The 15,942-nt window shown below is 65.3% G+C and carries 18 protein-coding genes; 14 read left to right on the top strand and 4 right to left on the bottom strand.

All coding sequences use genetic code 11. The annotated features are described in order from the left end of the window. Window positions 1-130 precede the first annotated feature (130 nt). Window positions 131-541, bottom strand: a complete 411-nt coding sequence (gene tnpA, locus ACT53O_RS15120; protein ID WP_476153368.1) for an IS200/IS605 family transposase — start codon at window positions 539-541, stop codon at window positions 131-133. A gap of 28 nt (window positions 542-569) precedes the next feature. Between tnpA and ACT53O_RS15115 the strand changes: the two genes are divergently transcribed. The 12 genes from ACT53O_RS15115 (at window position 570) to ACT53O_RS15060 (ending at window position 9,407) form a co-directional block, all read left to right on the top strand. Continuing rightward, on the top strand, window positions 570-1,844 hold the full coding sequence (locus ACT53O_RS15115; protein WP_476153366.1) for an RNA-guided endonuclease InsQ/TnpB family protein: 1,275 nt from the start codon (window positions 570-572) through the stop codon (window positions 1,842-1,844). Between the two features lie 39 nt (window positions 1,845-1,883). Beyond that, the gene (locus tag ACT53O_RS15110) at window positions 1,884-2,027 is read left to right on the top strand and encodes a hypothetical protein (protein ID WP_476153364.1); all 144 of its coding nucleotides are present in this window, start codon (window positions 1,884-1,886) and stop codon (window positions 2,025-2,027) included. A 91-nt stretch (window positions 2,028-2,118) separates the two neighbouring features. After that, complete coding sequence (locus tag ACT53O_RS15105; protein ID WP_476153362.1) at window positions 2,119-2,418, top strand: hypothetical protein; 300 nt, start codon at window positions 2,119-2,121, stop codon at window positions 2,416-2,418. Further along, the gene (locus tag ACT53O_RS15100; RefSeq protein ID WP_476153360.1) at window positions 2,418-2,801 is read left to right on the top strand and encodes a hypothetical protein; all 384 of its coding nucleotides are present in this window, start codon (window positions 2,418-2,420) and stop codon (window positions 2,799-2,801) included. The genes ACT53O_RS15105 and ACT53O_RS15100 overlap by 1 nt, the downstream gene beginning before the upstream one ends. Window positions 2,802-3,690: 889 nt before the next feature. Further along, window positions 3,691-5,268, top strand: a complete 1,578-nt coding sequence (locus ACT53O_RS15095; protein ID WP_476153358.1) for an ATP-dependent nuclease — start codon at window positions 3,691-3,693, stop codon at window positions 5,266-5,268. A 275-nt stretch (window positions 5,269-5,543) separates the two neighbouring features. Next, window positions 5,544-5,819: a hypothetical protein gene (locus ACT53O_RS15090; protein WP_476153356.1), complete on the top strand. Its 276-nt coding sequence runs from the start codon at window positions 5,544-5,546 to the stop codon at window positions 5,817-5,819. Continuing rightward, window positions 5,819-6,403, top strand: a complete 585-nt coding sequence (locus tag ACT53O_RS15085) for a recombinase family protein (protein WP_476153354.1) — start codon at window positions 5,819-5,821, stop codon at window positions 6,401-6,403. Before ACT53O_RS15090 ends, ACT53O_RS15085 begins: the two co-directional genes overlap by 1 nt. 67 nt (window positions 6,404-6,470) lie before the next feature. Further along, entirely contained in the window at window positions 6,471-7,055 is a 585-nt protein-coding gene (locus ACT53O_RS15080; RefSeq protein WP_476153352.1) for a hypothetical protein, read from the top strand. A 104-nt stretch (window positions 7,056-7,159) separates the two neighbouring features. After that, window positions 7,160-7,564, top strand: a complete 405-nt coding sequence (locus ACT53O_RS15075) for a hypothetical protein (protein ID WP_476153350.1) — start codon at window positions 7,160-7,162, stop codon at window positions 7,562-7,564. A 68-nt stretch (window positions 7,565-7,632) separates the two neighbouring features. After that, entirely contained in the window at window positions 7,633-7,911 is a 279-nt protein-coding gene (locus tag ACT53O_RS15070) for a hypothetical protein (RefSeq protein WP_476153348.1), read from the top strand. A gap of 24 nt (window positions 7,912-7,935) precedes the next feature. After that, complete coding sequence (locus tag ACT53O_RS15065) at window positions 7,936-8,394, top strand: hypothetical protein (protein ID WP_476153346.1); 459 nt, start codon at window positions 7,936-7,938, stop codon at window positions 8,392-8,394. Beyond that, window positions 8,391-9,407 carry a zeta toxin family protein gene (locus ACT53O_RS15060; protein WP_476153344.1) on the top strand — a complete coding sequence of 339 codons (1,017 nt, stop codon included), beginning with the start codon at window positions 8,391-8,393 and terminating at the stop codon, window positions 9,405-9,407. The genes ACT53O_RS15065 and ACT53O_RS15060 overlap by 4 nt, the downstream gene beginning before the upstream one ends. Here ACT53O_RS15060 and ACT53O_RS15055 read toward each other — a convergent pair. The 3 genes from ACT53O_RS15055 to ACT53O_RS15045 form a co-directional block, all read right to left on the bottom strand. Beyond that, window positions 9,404-10,495: a hypothetical protein gene (locus ACT53O_RS15055; protein WP_476153342.1), complete on the bottom strand. Its 1,092-nt coding sequence runs from the start codon at window positions 10,493-10,495 to the stop codon at window positions 9,404-9,406. The genes ACT53O_RS15060 and ACT53O_RS15055 overlap by 4 nt on opposite strands. Continuing rightward, on the bottom strand, window positions 10,492-10,788 hold the full coding sequence (locus ACT53O_RS15050; RefSeq protein WP_476153340.1) for a hypothetical protein: 297 nt from the start codon (window positions 10,786-10,788) through the stop codon (window positions 10,492-10,494). The genes ACT53O_RS15055 and ACT53O_RS15050 overlap by 4 nt, the downstream gene beginning before the upstream one ends. A gap of 175 nt (window positions 10,789-10,963) precedes the next feature. Then, window positions 10,964-11,257, bottom strand: a complete 294-nt coding sequence (locus ACT53O_RS15045) for a hypothetical protein (RefSeq protein WP_476153338.1) — start codon at window positions 11,255-11,257, stop codon at window positions 10,964-10,966. 345 nt (window positions 11,258-11,602) lie between these two features. Here ACT53O_RS15045 and mobF point away from each other — a divergent pair, with 345 nt between their 5' ends. After that, window positions 11,603-15,019 carry a MobF family relaxase gene (mobF, locus tag ACT53O_RS15040; RefSeq protein ID WP_476153336.1) on the top strand — a complete coding sequence of 1,139 codons (3,417 nt, stop codon included), beginning with the start codon at window positions 11,603-11,605 and terminating at the stop codon, window positions 15,017-15,019. A gap of 79 nt (window positions 15,020-15,098) precedes the next feature. Further along, on the top strand, window positions 15,099-15,803 hold the full coding sequence (locus tag ACT53O_RS15035) for a DUF3800 domain-containing protein (protein ID WP_476153334.1): 705 nt from the start codon (window positions 15,099-15,101) through the stop codon (window positions 15,801-15,803). Window positions 15,804-15,942: the final 139 nt, after the last annotated feature.

Genomic DNA, 15,942 nt, shown 5'->3' with positions numbered 1-15,942 from the left:
GACGTCGTCGTTCGTCGTGAGGAGCCGGCAGAACGAAGCGACTATCGAGCAGATCGCGACCGACCTCGGAGTTCACCGTTGGTCTGGCGGAAGCCCCGTCGTTTAGGGCGGGGTAAGCCAGACTCAGTTTTCAGATACTGGGCCTGTCTTGGTTTTCGATGTATTGCTTGATGGTCGCGAGGGGTGCTCCTCCAGCTGAGACGGCGAAGTAGGACGGGGACCAGAGGTGCCCGTTCATGCGTTGCTTGTTCATGTGGAGCCGGTGTTCCCGCCTGAGGAGGTATGCCGTTCTTCCTTTCAAGCGCATCGCGAGGGTCGCGACTGGGAGTGTGGGCGGGTAGGCGATGAGAAGGTGGACGTGGTCGGTCTCGCCGTTGAACTCGGAGAGTGTTGCGTCCAGTTCGGTGCAGGTTTCCCGCATGATGTCCTCGCAGCGGGTGAGGATCCGGTCGGTGAACGCTTTCCGGCGGTATTTCGTAACGAACACCATGTGGACGTGGAGCGCGTTTACTGAATGGCGGGATCTGCGGTAGTCCGTCATTGTCGGTGGTCTCCTTTAGGGTCTGAGCATGCAGTTGAGGTATCGGTTCCGCATCGAGCCTTCGCCTGCTCAGAAGCAGCAGTTGGAACGAACGTTCGGGTGCTGTCGGGTCGTGTTCAATGATGCGCTTGCCCGGAAGAAAGCCGACTACGAGGCGGGCCTTCCCGCGCTTTCAAGGTCTGCGCTGCAAAAAGCAGTGATCACGGATGCGAAACGCTCTCCCGAGCGAGCCTGGCTCGCAGAGGTTTCGGCGGACTCCCTCGTGCAGGCGCATAATGATCTGCTGGTCTCGTTTTCGAACTTCTTCCAGTCCGTCAAGAAGCAGCGTGCTGGCCGAAGAGTGGGGTACCCACGGTTCCGTTCTCGCCGAGATCATCGACAGTCGGCCCGGTTCTCGAAAAACGGGTTCAGCGTGCGGGGCAATGGCCGCTTGTACCTCGCAAAGATCGGTGAGGTTCGAGTGCGCTGGTCCAGGGCACTACCTTCGGAACCGTCATCAGTCACGGTCGTGAAAGACGCTGCTGGCCGCTACTTCGCATCGTTCGTGGTCGACACCGACCCGATCGTCGATGCGGCCCAGTTCCCCGACATCGACGGTGAGGTTGGTGTCGATGTCGGGTTGAAAGCGTTCGCTGTCCTCTCCGACGGGACGGTCATCGACGCACCGAAGTTCCTGCGTCGTGCTGAGCGGAAGCTCCGCAAAGCCCAGCAGTGCCTCGCCCGGAAGAAGAAAGGCTCGAACAACCGCAAGAAGCAAGTCGCCCGTGTCGCTCGGGTGCACGCTCGTGTCGCTGATGCGCGCCGTGATTTCCACCACCAGGTATCGACCCGGCTGATTCGTGAGAACCAAATGATCGCCGTTGAAGACCTGAACGTGGCTGGGATGCTCCGCAACCATCGCGTCGCGAAAGGCGTGGCCGACGCGGGCTGGTCCGCGTTCGCGTCCATGCTGAAATACAAGGCTGCACGCTACGGCCGCACCCTCATCAAGATCGACCGGTTCACCCCAACCACGCAACTGTGCTCGTCCTGCGGAACACAGACCGGACCATCAGGCCAAAGCGGCCTTTCAGTACGGTCGTGGATATGTCCCGCGTGCGGGAGCCGGCACGACCGGGACCACAACGCAGCAATCAACATCCTCGCCGCCGGACGGGCGGAGAGGCTAAACGCCTCCGGAGAGCATGTCAGACCCCCAAGCCTTGGTTTGGGAGCAATGCTCGGTGAACGAGGAACCCACCGAAGCGATCTATCTAGCGCGGAGCCCGCGCCGGTAGGCGTGGTAGGAATCCCCGCCCTTTAGGGCGAGGAGGACGTCAACCGGCACGGCAAGCTGACCGCGGTGATGATCAGCGTCGCCGATCTCGAGCTGCTTGAAGAGCTGGAGGCTGCCCGAGATGCCGCAGAGTTTGCCGCGTCCAAGGCCAACGATGACGGTGGACGGGTGAGTCTGGACGAACTGCGCGCCGACGTCGTTGCGTCCTGACGGGCTGGACTCGCGAGGCGGAAGGCCGAACATGATCAAAATCAGACATAAATATGTACATATTTACGAACATGTTCGATAGAGTGTAGGCATGTCGTCTCCCACGTTGCCGATCATGCCGGTGCTTCCCACATCCGAGGTGCGAAGTGTGCTTCCTGACGCGCTGCGCCGATTCCGTGCGGAGGGTGCTCTGGCTCAGCCCGTGGTGTTCGGAGTGCACCGTCGCCCGGAGGGCGTGGTGATCCCCTTCGATCTGTACGCGGAACTGCTGCCGGTCATCGAGGATGTCGAGATCGCCCACCTGGTGCGTGAGCGTGCCGCTGCAGGGGCGGCAACGCCCCTCGCTGACGTCGCCGCGACCCTCGGTCTCGACCCTGACAGCTACCGGTAGTGGCGGCGCCGTTGAAGCTGACAGCCCTCCCGGGTTTTCAGCAAGACATCGACGCGCTGCCCGACCTCGCCACGAAGAAGATGGCGCTGGACATGCTGGTTCTCGTGCGCGCCGGGAAGATCTCGGGTGTGAAGCTCGACTCCCGGGTGGGCACCGGAGATCTTGGCGACTGCTACAAGCTGTACTTCGACCCCGACGGTTCAGGGAAACCGCGCTACCGGCTCGTGTACCGCTACACACCTGACGAGATCAGCGCCGTTGCCATTGAAGCGGTCGCCGTCGGACGCCGGGAGAACCTGGACGCCTATCTTCGCGCGCCGCCGGGCACGTTCACGGTCCTGGTCGTACTCCAGCCGTGCCTTGTCGCGTTCGGCTGCGTGTAGCTCTTGTCTGTGGCGGGACAGGCTCAGCCCGACGCCGATGACGGCGATGATCCCACCCAGGCCGAAGAGCACGATGTTCGCCGCCGGCGCCAGGTACGCCGCTTGCCTCGCTGCAGGGAGTGTGGGGAACCAGTTCTCCAGCAGAAGGCGTGGGACTATCAGAAGAGCCGTCGCGCCCAACACGATGTAAGCCGCGACGCCGATGGCAATGTGCCAGCCGAAGCGCTTGCGCCACGGGATCGTGTTCTGGCTCTTGGCGCCGCCTTCATCGGCAGCAGACGGATTCTTCATCACAGCCTGATTGTGGAGCACGGGCTGCGCCTACGGGGCGAGGCGAGCCGATTGCGGGTTGCGGGGCGCCGTGGCTTGGCGGCTGATTGTTGCACCGTAGGCGCGGGCGGTCTTGTCTGATCGCATCGCGATGCCGCGCCATTGCTTGAGCTTGTTGAAGCACCGCTCGACGACATTGCGGTCCTTGTATCGCTCCTGCTGGGCTTCCCCGGAGTAGATCGGCCGGCCGGGCTTCCTGCGGCGGTGCGCGATCTGGTCGTCGCGCTCGGGGATCGACTACGAGCCAGGTGAGGTCTGTTCTGGCTAACGAGCGGAGCGCCCACCGCGTCGGATGCACGGACTCCGGCACTATCGCAGCATGACTCGATCAGAGGATGATCCGCTGGCCTGGCCCGAGGCCGAGGGAGGAGTTCCAGCGCACGCGAGAGTGTTCATACGAACCGTCCGACTGAGGTCTCAGGAGGCGATCGTGCTACCCGCCCCTGGCACCACCGTTATGGTCGGTGCCAACAACGCTGGTAAATCAACATTCCTCCGACAGGTGAACGCATCTTTACAGAGCGGGCCCGGCGGCCTCGAAAACGCATCGCCTCGCCTCGTGGACCACGTTGAGCTTGATCGCCAACTCAACGTGAACGACCTGATCCACTGGCTGAACGAGAACGCCACATTGATCGAAGGCCCCGCGGTCGGCGGCGACTACTTTTCCGTCGCTGGCGCGAACTTGCCTGCGAGTTCAGTCCGACAGGGTTACATCAGTGGAGTGACTGGCTGGTTAGCGGATCTCTATGCCCCATTGGTCTACTTCGCCGACGCATCATCCCGCCTAAGTTTCGGATTCTCCTCGCACGCACGCAGCGAAGTTGACGAACCGGCCAGCACACCTCTTCAGCGGTTCCAAGATCGCCGAGATCTGTTTGAGTTGCTCAGCGGGCTCAGTGAGCGCGTCTTCGGCGTTCCACTTATTCTGGATGACTTTGCAGGAGCAACCATCCGAATCCGGGTTGGATCTGTCGATTCCGCACCGCCAGCACGCAACGAACCACTCGGGGATTTCGGTCGGGCAGTAGCCCGATTGCCGTTGCTCGAGACGCAGGGCGACGGAATGCGAAGCTTCTTCGGCGTCATGATTCCCGTTCTGGCCGGAGCTCAGCAGATAATCGTCGTCGATGAACCGGAGGCGTTTCTGCATCCTCCCCAGGCTCGCGCACTCGGCCGCGAGCTCGCGTTGGCTGCGACGGCGCGAGGAGCACAGGTTCTAGTCGCAACACACGACAAGGACTTCATCTCGGGTGTACTCGATGCTCAGAGCGACCTGTCAATTGTTCGCTTATCTCGGGATGGCTCAACAACCAAGCGAACCCAGCCATCTGCGGACAGGCTTCGTCAGCTCCGCGATGACCGTCTTCTTCGCCACTCGAACGTGTTGAACGGGCTCTTCGCTCGCCTTGTCGTGCTGTGCGAGAGCGACCAGGACTGCCGGTTCTACGAAGCTGCACTCGACCATTACGTGAACCTCCACGCCGCCGACCCCGACGTGCACTCTGTCCCGGCAAGCGATGTTCTCTTCATCCCAGTCAACGGGAAGGGGGGCTTTGGGAACTTCATCTCATCGCTGAAGGAGTTGTCAGTACCAACCGTTGTAGTGCCAGACATCGATCTGCTGAGATCGAAAGACCAGACGCGAACCCTTTACCAGCTGCTCGGAGGGAACTGGGATGAAGTTGCGCGCGACTACGATGTGGCGACCGCTTCTCGGCGACGCGTGGCAACGCCCCGCAAGCCACAGGCTGTCCTGGACGCTGTGACCGGTGTGCTGCGGCCTCTAATCGAATCAGATCCCGACAAGGCGATCCCCGCCGACGTCCGCGATCTCGTCGATTCCATGCTCATAACATCTGAAGATCCTTGGGCCGACGCTAAGAAGAGTGGGGTCCAAGCGTTCGCCGGTGACGAATATTCGAGCCTCACATCGTTGATGAGAAAGCTCGACGCGCGGGGAATTGTCCTCGTTCAAGTGGGTGAGCTTGAGCGTTTTGCACCTCATTTGGCCAAGAACAAAGCATGGCTGCCGAGCGCGATCCAGGCAGGCGCCCACGCCGATTCCGGCGCCCAGGACCTTATAGCGCGCCTCATGCGGTTCCACTCAGGGGCGTTAGCAGCCGAGGCGGGCTAGTCGGCAACCTGTCGACGTGACTCAGGCGGGTCGCGAAGGGCTCTAGCGTCCAGATGAACAGCCGCGACCGGGCGCAAGGATCTCTCGTTCGCAGCTCAACGCGCGAAGCTCACTGTCCGGAGGACCTGCGATGTTCGCAAGAGGATCGCTAAACGAACACCCGCCGGTGGGGCCGGGGCGACCCGCCTCTTGTGGTGTCAGCCGTTCCGTATAAGGTGGCCGCAGAGGAGTCCCGTTAGGGGTACTCCATACGCAACACTTCGAAGGGGTGAACCGTGGCGAGGTGGTCGGCTTTCGAGCCGGTTCTTCTGAACCTCGCTGATAGTGAGGACTATGCGTTGCTGACGGCCGCGTTGTACGACTATGCGAGCAGGCTCGAGCACGAGGCCGCCGACGAGGACGAGCGGGTCGCGGACAACGGTCCGGGTGTTGCCTCGAGTGACGGGCCGCGTCTGCGGGAGGCGGCGTCGCGGGTTCGGGCGATGATCGACGACATCGAACGGCAGCTCGACGCGAACAGTGCCGCGCGTCGCGAAGCGGGGGAGGGCTAGTGAAGGTCGGGTATTCGCGGGTGTCGACGAACGAGCAGGACGTGTCGTCGCAGCGAGCGTTCCTGATCGCTGCTGGCGTCGACGAGGAGCGCATTTACACCGACGTCGGTTTCACCGGGAAGAACCTGCAGCGTGCCGGCTTGCACCAGGCCCTCGCCGCCGTCCGCGACGGTGACACGCTCGTGGCGCCGAAGATGGACCGTCTGGCCCGCAACGTCGAAGACACCCTGCACATCGTCCGTGATCTCACCGAGCGGGGCGTCATCTTCCAGATGGGACACACGGTCTACGACCCGCGTGACCCGTGGTCGAAGCTGTTCCTGACCTTCCTCGCTGCGATCGCGGAAGCCGAGGGTGGGTGGATCAGCCTGCGCACCCAGGAAGCGATGGCCCGCCCCAGCGTGCGGAAGAAGCTGAAGGGGCGGCAGCCAGCGATCCCGCCCGAAACGGACGCGGCGATCGCCAGAGCGCTCGAGGAGGGGGGCCGGTCCGCGGCCGACGTCGCGCGCATCTTCCGAATCTCCCGCAGCGGCGTCTACCGCGCCGCTGCCAGGCACCGAGCACGGATGGAGAGCGGGCGATGAAGCTGATACCGATCCCCGACACGGACGGAACCCGCAGCTTTGGGTCAACGTCGACCACCTGGTAAGCGTGATGCCCATCTACCGGGGTGGCGCGACGGAGATCGTCGTCGACGCGGAGTTGAAGATCGACGGGATGCAGCTGTACCGCGTGAAGCTCGGAGAGCACACCGACCGCGCGGCCGCCGAACATGCGTTCGCCCGCTGGCTCGACCAGCTGCAGGGAGGACAGACCGAGGCGAAAGGGGGAGCGATGAAGAGGTTGCCGGCGAAAGTTGAGGGATTGCACGTGGAGGCGACGGCGCCGGTCATCGTCCAGGATCACGTGCTCGAGGTGACATGGCAGGTGCCGATCATCGTGTCCAACGCATCGAAGCGCCCACTGGAAGTGCCAGTGCTCAAGGGCGTGGCTCACGTGCGGACTGCACGGGCGGAGTATGTAGCGACTGTCACCACAGTTGAGACGTGGGAATTGCGCGACGGGCGCCGCCTCGTCCTTAACCCGGCGTCGAGCTTGATCGCGGCCGCGACGTTGACGCTGCCTGCCGGCGAAGTGCCGACCCAGCTCGTGCTGCGCCAGCTTCGCCCCCGAGAACGGGCATTTCGCGCACGCCTCGCTGCCCCTGTCGCACTCGAACAACGCCCGGCACGGTGATCGCGTGTGGTCCCGGAGTTGGTACCGTGCGTGACCTGGAGCGATTTTGGAGGCACGTCGTCAAAGGTCCGGACCTCGGTGACTGTTGGCTCTGGTCTGGTGCCGTGGCTGACGATGGCTACGGCAGGTTCTGGACGAAGCAAGACGCCGGCAGCCAGCGCACGATGCGCCCACAACGATTCCTCTACCGCGAGCTCACCGGGATCGACCTCCCGCCCGATGTGATGTTGCTGCACCGCTGCGATATCCCGATCTGCGTACACGTCGACCTCGACCCGAATCTGACGCACGTGCGCCTCGGCAACGCGCGACTGAACCAGCAAGACGCCTCCCGCGCCGGCCGCCACCGCAACCGTTTCACCGTGGAGCCTTTCGCCTCAGCGGGGCGTGCGGAGCGTGTTGCGCGCTCGCGCCGATTGCGGGATGCCGTCCGTGCGCATGGCTGGAACCCGGAGGAGTTCTCTCTGGCGCTCAGCGCCGCCGGCGCCGACCAGCCGACGCTCTGGTAGCCACGCGACGCCTCCAGCTCCTGTGCATCCGCAATACCGTCTATAGACAGATTCGAAAGGAGGCCGCCATGACGACCACACGAGCCTGGCCGTACGAGCTCTGCGAGCGGTACGCCGCCGGTGTGCTCACCCGTAGCCAGCTCATCGACGAGTTGTCGAGCTACAAGTACACGCCACGCCAGTTGCCGGCGAACGCGCTCGACGACCTGGTGGTGAACGATCCGGGTTCGACTGCTGATCTTGAGAGAGCGTCACGACGGGGACTGATCGACAACGACCTGTTTGACGACGTTGCCGATCGGCTCGCTCACTCTCGCTCTGGTGACACTGAACCTACGCAGCTATAGAATGTTCTATAGGAGGTGGTTGTAATGACGATTCTTGCTGACGCACCGCGCGAGGCTCAGGAGGCCGTCCGCGCTCGGAGGCGAATGCTGATAGACGAGCTCGACTACCGTCGCTCCGTTCTCACGCTCACCGAGCGTGGCTACAACCAGAACCAAATCGCCGGCTGGCTGGGGATCACTCAGCCATCTGTCGCGAGCGTTCTCAAGACGGCGCGCAAGATGCCGCGGCCTGTGGAGGGGTTCTCGGGTGCGACGCCGATGGAGATCTGCGAGCGTTACGCTGCCGGGTTGATCGATCGTGCGCAGCTCGTCGACGAGCTCGCACGCTTCCCGTATGTGCCGCGTCCTGAGACGAATGGGTTCGACTGGCTCGTCGACACGCCCGCGGGAACGTGGCAGGAAGTGTTCCAGGCCAGCTACATGGGTCTGATCGATGACGAGATCTACGAAGAGGTCTTCCAGCGCCGGCACCCGGACGCGTGAACCCGGACGATATCGCGCGGCACCTCGACACGGTTCGCGCGCTCTCCTCTCGCGGGCAGGCCCTGGCAGTGGGAGCTCCGAACGCTTCGATCCGTAACCCGGAATGGTGGCGCGACGGGGAGCCCACCGTCTCGCGTCGCCGTACTCTTCTTCGCCTGCTCGATGAGGTCCGTGATCGTTTCCCTGACGCGCAGAGCGAACGTCGCGCGCTCGTTCTTGCAGGGCCCCCAGGCGCCGGCAAGAGCACCGCGCGCGATGCCGTGCTCGGCGCCCAGAAGCCGACATACGTTCTCGCCGATGCGGACGAGTTCAAACGGTTGTTGCTGCGCGAAGCGATTGCCGACGGCAGTTACGAGCGTTGGTTGATGCCCGATGCGCTGCGGGAGCTGGAGCGAACAGCGGGAGAGAAGTTCTTCCCACTCGAGCTGGCATCGCTGGTGCACGAAGAGTCATCGTTTCTCGCGACAACGTTCCGCAACACGGCGATCGCAGTCGGGGAGAACATCGTCATCGACTCTGTTCTGAGCGATGAGCGGTCCGCCCTCGCGCTGGGACGGCAGCTTGACTCCGCCGGCTACACGGTGTCGGTGGTCGATGTCGAGGTGTCGTACGCGCTCTCGGAGCAGCGTATCCGCTCTCGATGGGCGCAGGATTATCAGGCGGCCCTCACAGGTGCCGACCCTCTCGGTGGGCGGTGGGTGCCGAGCGAGTATGCGCGGGACGTGTTCGATGGTCCGCGCGGATTGAGTAAACCCGAGGTTGTCGCCGCGCAGCTGGCACAATCGTGCCCCGCGGTGATGCAGTATCGCGTGTTCCGGACCACGGACGAGCAGGTCGCGGCCGGTGAGCATCGCCCCACCCTGGAGGTGCACCGTGAGCGTGCTCGTCACGCTGGTGCGCTGGTCAGCCCGGCCGAGGCGGGGGTGCTTGGTGCGGCCGCCGCGCAGCGTCACCCGGCTGCGCCTGAGACAAGCATTGCGGCGCGGATCTCGGGGCCGGAGATTGGCGATTAAGGCGTGATGAGGTTGCCGGTCGCGTAGAGGAAGTCGATGTGTTGGTGGTCGCAGCTGTCGTACAGGCCGGTGAGGTTCGGCCAGCTCGAGGACGACGGCCGGCAGTTGATCTGCCCGATGCGTGTTCCTTGCGGGGCGACGGAGGCGAGCAGGTTCAGTAGCTCCGTGGTTGCCGGCGATGAGCCGTTGACGGGGCGCCCGTTGAGGCTCGTGAAGTCGACGGCGTTGCCGCCGCCCTTGTCCCAGTGCGCGTGGGTGCCGAGGTTGCTCCCGACACAGAGACGGTTGAGGTCGGAGATCCCGACGTCACCGAACTTACGCAGCGCGAGTGTGACCAGCTGCAGCACCGGTACGTCGATGTGACAGTTCGGCCGGGGCGTGCCGGCAGCCATGTCGCGCAGCTGCTGCGCCATGCGCGTCTCCTGCACGTGGAGGGTCCCGTTGTCGATCGCGGCGACAAGCTGCTGGGACAGAGCGACCGCATCAGCGGAAACCCTGCAGGAGTCGCCGGCGGCCGCGGGGGAGAGGTCTGCGAGGTATGCGACGATCGCCACGGCAGGTTGGCGGTACTTCGCGTAGTGATACGGGTCGGAGCCTTGTTGCACCTTGTTGATCGCGACGCTCGTCTCCAGCGACTCCCAGCCGGGCGTCGCGGCGAGCCGTTCGAAGAAGAGGGTCGCCGCCGCGGTGGGGTCCATGCGCTGCGCGATGGTGCCCCACGAGCTCTGCTGCTGGAACAGGCCGATCGAGTCGGCTACGGAGCCGTCAGGGTTGATCGCACCGTCACCGTGGGCGATGTTCACGAGCGAGGATTCACCGATCGCTGCTTGCACGCCGAGGGTCTGCGCGGCGGTCGGCAGCTTCATCGCGACGGCCGCGTTCATGATCGCGGCGGCGTTGGTCAGCTGGTCGCGTGTGAAGCCGGACACGTTCGCGTCCGAGGGGATGCGTGCGGCGTCGATGGCGGAGCTCGCGCCGGTGATGCACGCGTTCGCGGACGCGGAGCTGGTGCTGGCGAGGACAAGCCCGAGGATCAGAGCGAAGATCGCGAGTACGCCGCCGCCGGCGGCTACGGCCCCGCCTTTCATGAGCGGGGGACCATCCGCTCGACCTTCCACGTCTGATCCGTCGACGGCCGTGTCAGGTACGTCTCGTACGTGCCTGCATCGGTCGGCACGGAGGCGATGACGGTGAAGAGATCGTCCGTGGAGATGATCGACGCGGGACCGGTCACGCTCGTGCACGGCACGGTGTGCGGATCGACCGTGCCGTATGCGACGGTGGCCGTGCGCGTGAGGTAGAGGGAGAGAGTGTCCAGCCATTGCGGGTTTGTGGTGCGCGGCTGACAGTACGCGGCGACTGCGGCTGCCGCGACAGTCACCGCCTCCTGCCCCGCGTTCTGATCGGGTGACTGCTGCGCATCGCCTCCGCCTTGCGGGACGCTTGCAGTCGACGCCGGAGAGACGGGGGAAGTCGCCGCGGGTGACGCTGTGGCGGCCGGGGTGCTCGCGCACCCGGCGCACGCCAGCGCCACCGCGGCGACGAGGGTGGTGAGACTAGCCCTGCGCATCGTCGTGCGTCTCGGTCACCGGCGCGGTCGACGAGCTCTGCCGACGAGCCGTGCGCGCCTTCGCCGCACGCGGACTGGGAACAAGGCCGAGCTTCTTCAGCTCCCCTTCCGTCCATCCAGAGGCGAGCGCCGCGCGCCGCGCCTGCGCGCTCGCGTCGACCGCATCGCTCAGCGCCGCGCGCGCTTCGTCTTCTCGTGCGATCGCATCGGAGAGCCGTTCACCGGCAGCGATCTTCTCTTCCATCTGAGCCAACACGGACTCACGAATGTTCGTAACCATGCCCCGAGGCTACGAAAACCGATCTCACCGAAACCTGCCGCAGCCAAGCGCGTTCAGGAATCTCCCAGGACCACCGAAACCTAACGCCCGCTACGCCGCGGTCGAGTTCGGTGGGTTGCACTGCACACAGTAGCCGGAACAAAGCAACGGCGCGCACGCCCACCGTTGCTTTCCAAATCTGACTCTCTCCGAGAGCAGCACATTGAAGTCACTTGCCACGTTGATTGCACCAAGACCCCGGCAGAGCAACAAGGACACATTCGATTCCCTCTGATCCTCTCTCTGAGAGGTCATCAGAATCGGATGCACGTATGCTACGGCGTTCGCCGTAGTAGGGTCGTGGCTGTGAGGGGTGGTCTGGTGTTCTTCCGAGGCGGTGGCGCTGAGGCGCGCGCCTACCTCGAATCGGACCACTCACACGCCGACGACTACTACCTGGAGGGCGGGGGAGCACTCGCGGAGTGGGCCGCGTTCGACGAGAACGGTCAGCTGATCGACTCTGACCGTCTCGACGGTGACGCGTATCAGGCATGGGTGAACTGGGAAGACCCCCGCACTGGTGAGGTTCGCGGCACGATCCGTGAGGAAGTGCGCGTGAGCGAGAACGGCGAGATCCGCGTCTCTCAGGCGTCCCCGCGGTTCGTGGAGATGACGGTCAACTGCGACAAGTCCCTGTCGGTCGCGGCCGCGCTCAGCCCCGAGGTTTCCGCCGCTCTCGACGCCGCGCAGGCTGCCGCCGTCGACGCAATGAACGGGTACATGAGCGCCAACAGCGTCACGCGTGTCGGGGCTCGCGGTGAGCAGCGTTTCGTGCGCGCGGAACGTTTGGAGTCGGTGGCGGTCACGCACCGTACGTCTCGTGCGGGCGACCCTCACCGGCACGTTCACGTGCAGTGGTCTACGCGCGTGTTCGCGGAAGGCAAGTGGCGATCGCTGCACACTGGCGCGACCCTCAAGCAGCAAGGAGCGCTGCGGGGCGTGGGGGAGGCGGCGATCAACTCGCACACGGGTTTGCAATGGGCGCTCGCTCACGCGGGATTCGAGTTCGATGCGCACACCGGGCGTGTGACGAACCTCACGGAACAGTCCCGGGTCCTCTCGAAGCGCGCCTCTCAGGTGCAGACGAACGTCGCCCGGCTGGAGGCACAGTGGCGTCAGGAGAACCCGGGACGCGAGCCCGACCGGCGACTGCAGCTGCAATGGAATCAGCAGGCGTGGGCGCTGGACCGGCCACGTAAAGCGACAGCGAACCTCACCGGTGAGGCCGCGTGGATCGATGAGCTGCGCACCGCCGGCCTGCAGGTCGACAGGTTCGGATCGTCACTGCCGGCGGCACGCGTGCGGCTGGCTGATCTCGACACGGAAGTCCTGTTCGAGCACGCCGTGACGACCGCGGCCGCGCGCGGTTCCGCATGGTCGATCGCGGACCTCGAGGGACACCTCGGCGTCGCGGTCGGCGCCGCCGGCGTCGACGCCGCACCGGCCGAGATCACCGCGTTCGTTGCGGCCCACGCACGTGAGCTCGCGACACGGTTGCCGCACCTGGACGTCGATGTGAACGGGCAACTCCCGTCGTGGGTGCGTTACCTCACCAGCGAGCGTGTGCTCCAGGTCGAGGAAGAGTTGCGCGCGACGTTCACCACGCGCGGGCTGCAGTCGGGACTCGTCGTCGACGAGACTCCGATCGGTACCCTCAACGCCGAGCAGTCGGCCGCCGCGCGAGCGTTGGCGTCCTCGGCGCCGCTCGTCGTGATCGAAGGTGCCGCCGGCGCCGGCAAGACCACCATGCTCGCCGTGGGCCGGGAGCTCGCGGCCGCCGAGGGGCGTGAGCTCGTCGTTGTCGCCCCGACAAAGCGCGCTGCCTCAGAAGCAGCGACGGCCCTCGGCGCGCAGACCTCCAGCGCTCACCAGCTCGTCTACGAGCACGGGTACCGGTGGGACAAGGACGGTCGTTGGTGGCGTCTGCAGCCCGGGCAGGTCGACACCACGCGCGGCGTCGATGAGAGCGGCCGCCCGTTCCTCTACCAAGGCCCCAAGGAGCGTTACCAGCTGCACGCCGGCGTCAGGGTCGTCGTTGACGAAGCCGGCATGATCGACCAGGACCTCGCGCACGCGCTGATGACCGTGGCCAACGAATCCGCCTCGCCGGTCGCGTTGATCGGTGACCGGGCACAGCTGCCGGCAGTCGGCCGCGGGGGAGTGCTCGAGTTGGCCGTTGCCGCGTCGCCGCGACCGCTGGACCTGAGCGAGCTGCACCGGTTCGCGGACAAGGAGTACGCCCAGCTGACGATCACGATGCGCGATCGCGCCGAGCCCGGCGTCTTGTTCGACACGCTGCACGCACGCGGCAACATCACCATCCACGCATCCGAAGCGACCCTGAATGCGCACATTGCTGATGACGTCGTGAAGCGTGCTCTCGCCGGGGCGAGCGTGGCCGTCGCGGTCAGCAGCAACGAGGCCGCCGACGCACTCAACGCTCTCGTGCAGGACGCGCGCGCTCGCGCCGGTCACACCCGCACGCCGGCGACGTCGGTGGCCGGCGCCGATGGGCGAGTGCTGCGTATCGGGGATCGCATCATGACCCGACGCAACAACACCGACCTCGAGGTAGATAACCGCGACACATGGACGGTGACGAGGGTGCACCGGGACGGGGCGGTGACGGTCGTCAATGACGCGAGGACCCGAACGCTACCCCGTGCATATGTCGAAGAGCACACCCACCTCGCGTACGCGGCCACTACCTACGGCGTGCAGGGCGCAACGGTCGACGTCGGCCATGCGGTTCTCTCCGACGCCACCACCGCGCAGAGCCTCTACGTCGCCGCCACCCGTGGGCGCGTCGACAACTCGATTCACGTCGCCGCGGCCGACGTCGACGAGGCGCGCACACTGTTCGCGTCCGCGATCGAGCGCGACAGCGGCGACAGGGGAGTAGAGAACGCCAAGCGCGGCATCTACCACGACGTCGACGGCATCCACCTTCCCGGTCGCACCGCCGAGGTTGCCGAGGTCGCGGAGGCCGACGCGGCCCCCGTCGACGTCGCCGAGGCGGCCGTGGTCGACGCTGCTCCCGCCGTCGACCACCAGGTGCGCACACAACGCCTCGCCGCCCAGGAGCGCGTCTACAAGGCTCGCGTACGTGAGTACGAGCTGGCACGCGACAACTGGCAGAAACGGCACCCCGACGAGCTCGCCGACCGGTACGCCGACGCGCTCACCGGAGCCGCAGACGAACTCGCCACCGCGACACAGGCGCGCTCGGATGCCGAGGCCGTCCACGTCGCCGCGGTCGTCGACCGCCACCAGCACGCATGGTCCGAGGACTACGCCGCCGTCGACGCGGCGCGCGCCGCTGCAGCTGACGCCGGGCCCTTCCGACGTCGCCAGGCGGAAGAGGCTGCACGCGACGCCACGCGTTCGTTCGAACAGCGCCACGGCACCGCTCCCACGCGCGTCATCCCGCCCCACATCGAGAAGGATTGGCGTCGATCTGCGCTCGAGGCGGGATCAAGCCCGGACGTGGACCGCGCTCGCGCACGCGTAAAGGCCGCGCAGGATCGCCTCGCACGACTGCAGGCCGACCCTGCACCTACCCCGCCGGCTCAGGTTCGTCCCGGCAACGAGGCAGAGGAAGCCGCCAGAGATGCACGCTTCGCCCAGCGAGCTGCGCGACGGCAGGTCGAACGGCGCGGGCTGGAGCGTGAGCAGGCCGGACCGCAGCTGCGCCCTGGTGGCCCCCAAGGCCTCGAACGATGATGCCCGGGTTACAGCAGACGCGTGACAGTCGCACCCGCGACTCGTCCGCCGCTTAGGCGGCTGCCAGTAGCGTGGAGCCATGCCGGACCCCCTCGCGCGCCTTGCCTATGTCGACGACTCAGGGCATCAGCAGAGCGGCCTCGTGGTTTACGGGTGGGTCCACTTCGCTCCGAGCCATTGGCCCGTGGTGCTCCGCCGGTGGCTTGAACTGCGAAAGCGTCTGTACCGCGAGTTCCACATCCACGTCGAAACCGAGCTGCACTCCACCGACTACATCCACGGTCGCCGGCACGTCACCCAGCGGCCCCCGCAGCGACACGTTCATGACGGCATCACCTATTGGAAGGACCTCGGCCGCGAGGTCGCACTTCTCCTGCTTGAAGAGATCCGCTCCCTCGAAGGCGTCACGGCTGGCGCGGTCTATAGGTGGCACGACCCGAACCCGACCGCTGCGCAAAAGGCCGAGGTCTACCGCGAGCTCATCATGCGTTGGGAGCGTGAGCTGACTGCCGCGTCTGAGTACGCGATGGTGTTCGTCGATGGCAACGGAACCGACTCCACGTACCAGACAGCGCACCGAGGGCTGAAACTCGACCAGCGACGGATCATCGAAGACCCGATCATGGCGGAGTCGGCCATGTCCCAGCTCGTGCAGATCGCAGATCTCGTGGCCTGGAGCGCCTTCGCATCCATAGAACGGCACCCGTCACAGGAGTTCGCCTGGGACTGGTACGAGAACTACATCGCCGTCCGCGACCCTCAGAGAAGACCCCTTGAGGTTTAGCGGAAGAACTGGGAGGAAACGCCCGGAAAAACAGCTAGACCCCCTTATCCGCACTGCTGCGGGGGGGTCTGCGTCTCTGACTCTACTACATATTTGGTCCACCGGGCTGGTGAGCCCAGCTCTCGCACGCTGACAGTGG

Source organism: Microbacterium sp. DMC48, from assembly GCF_056313825.1.
Note: the sequence above shows the minus strand (reverse complement) of the source record. Positions and strands in the feature narration are given on the sequence as shown.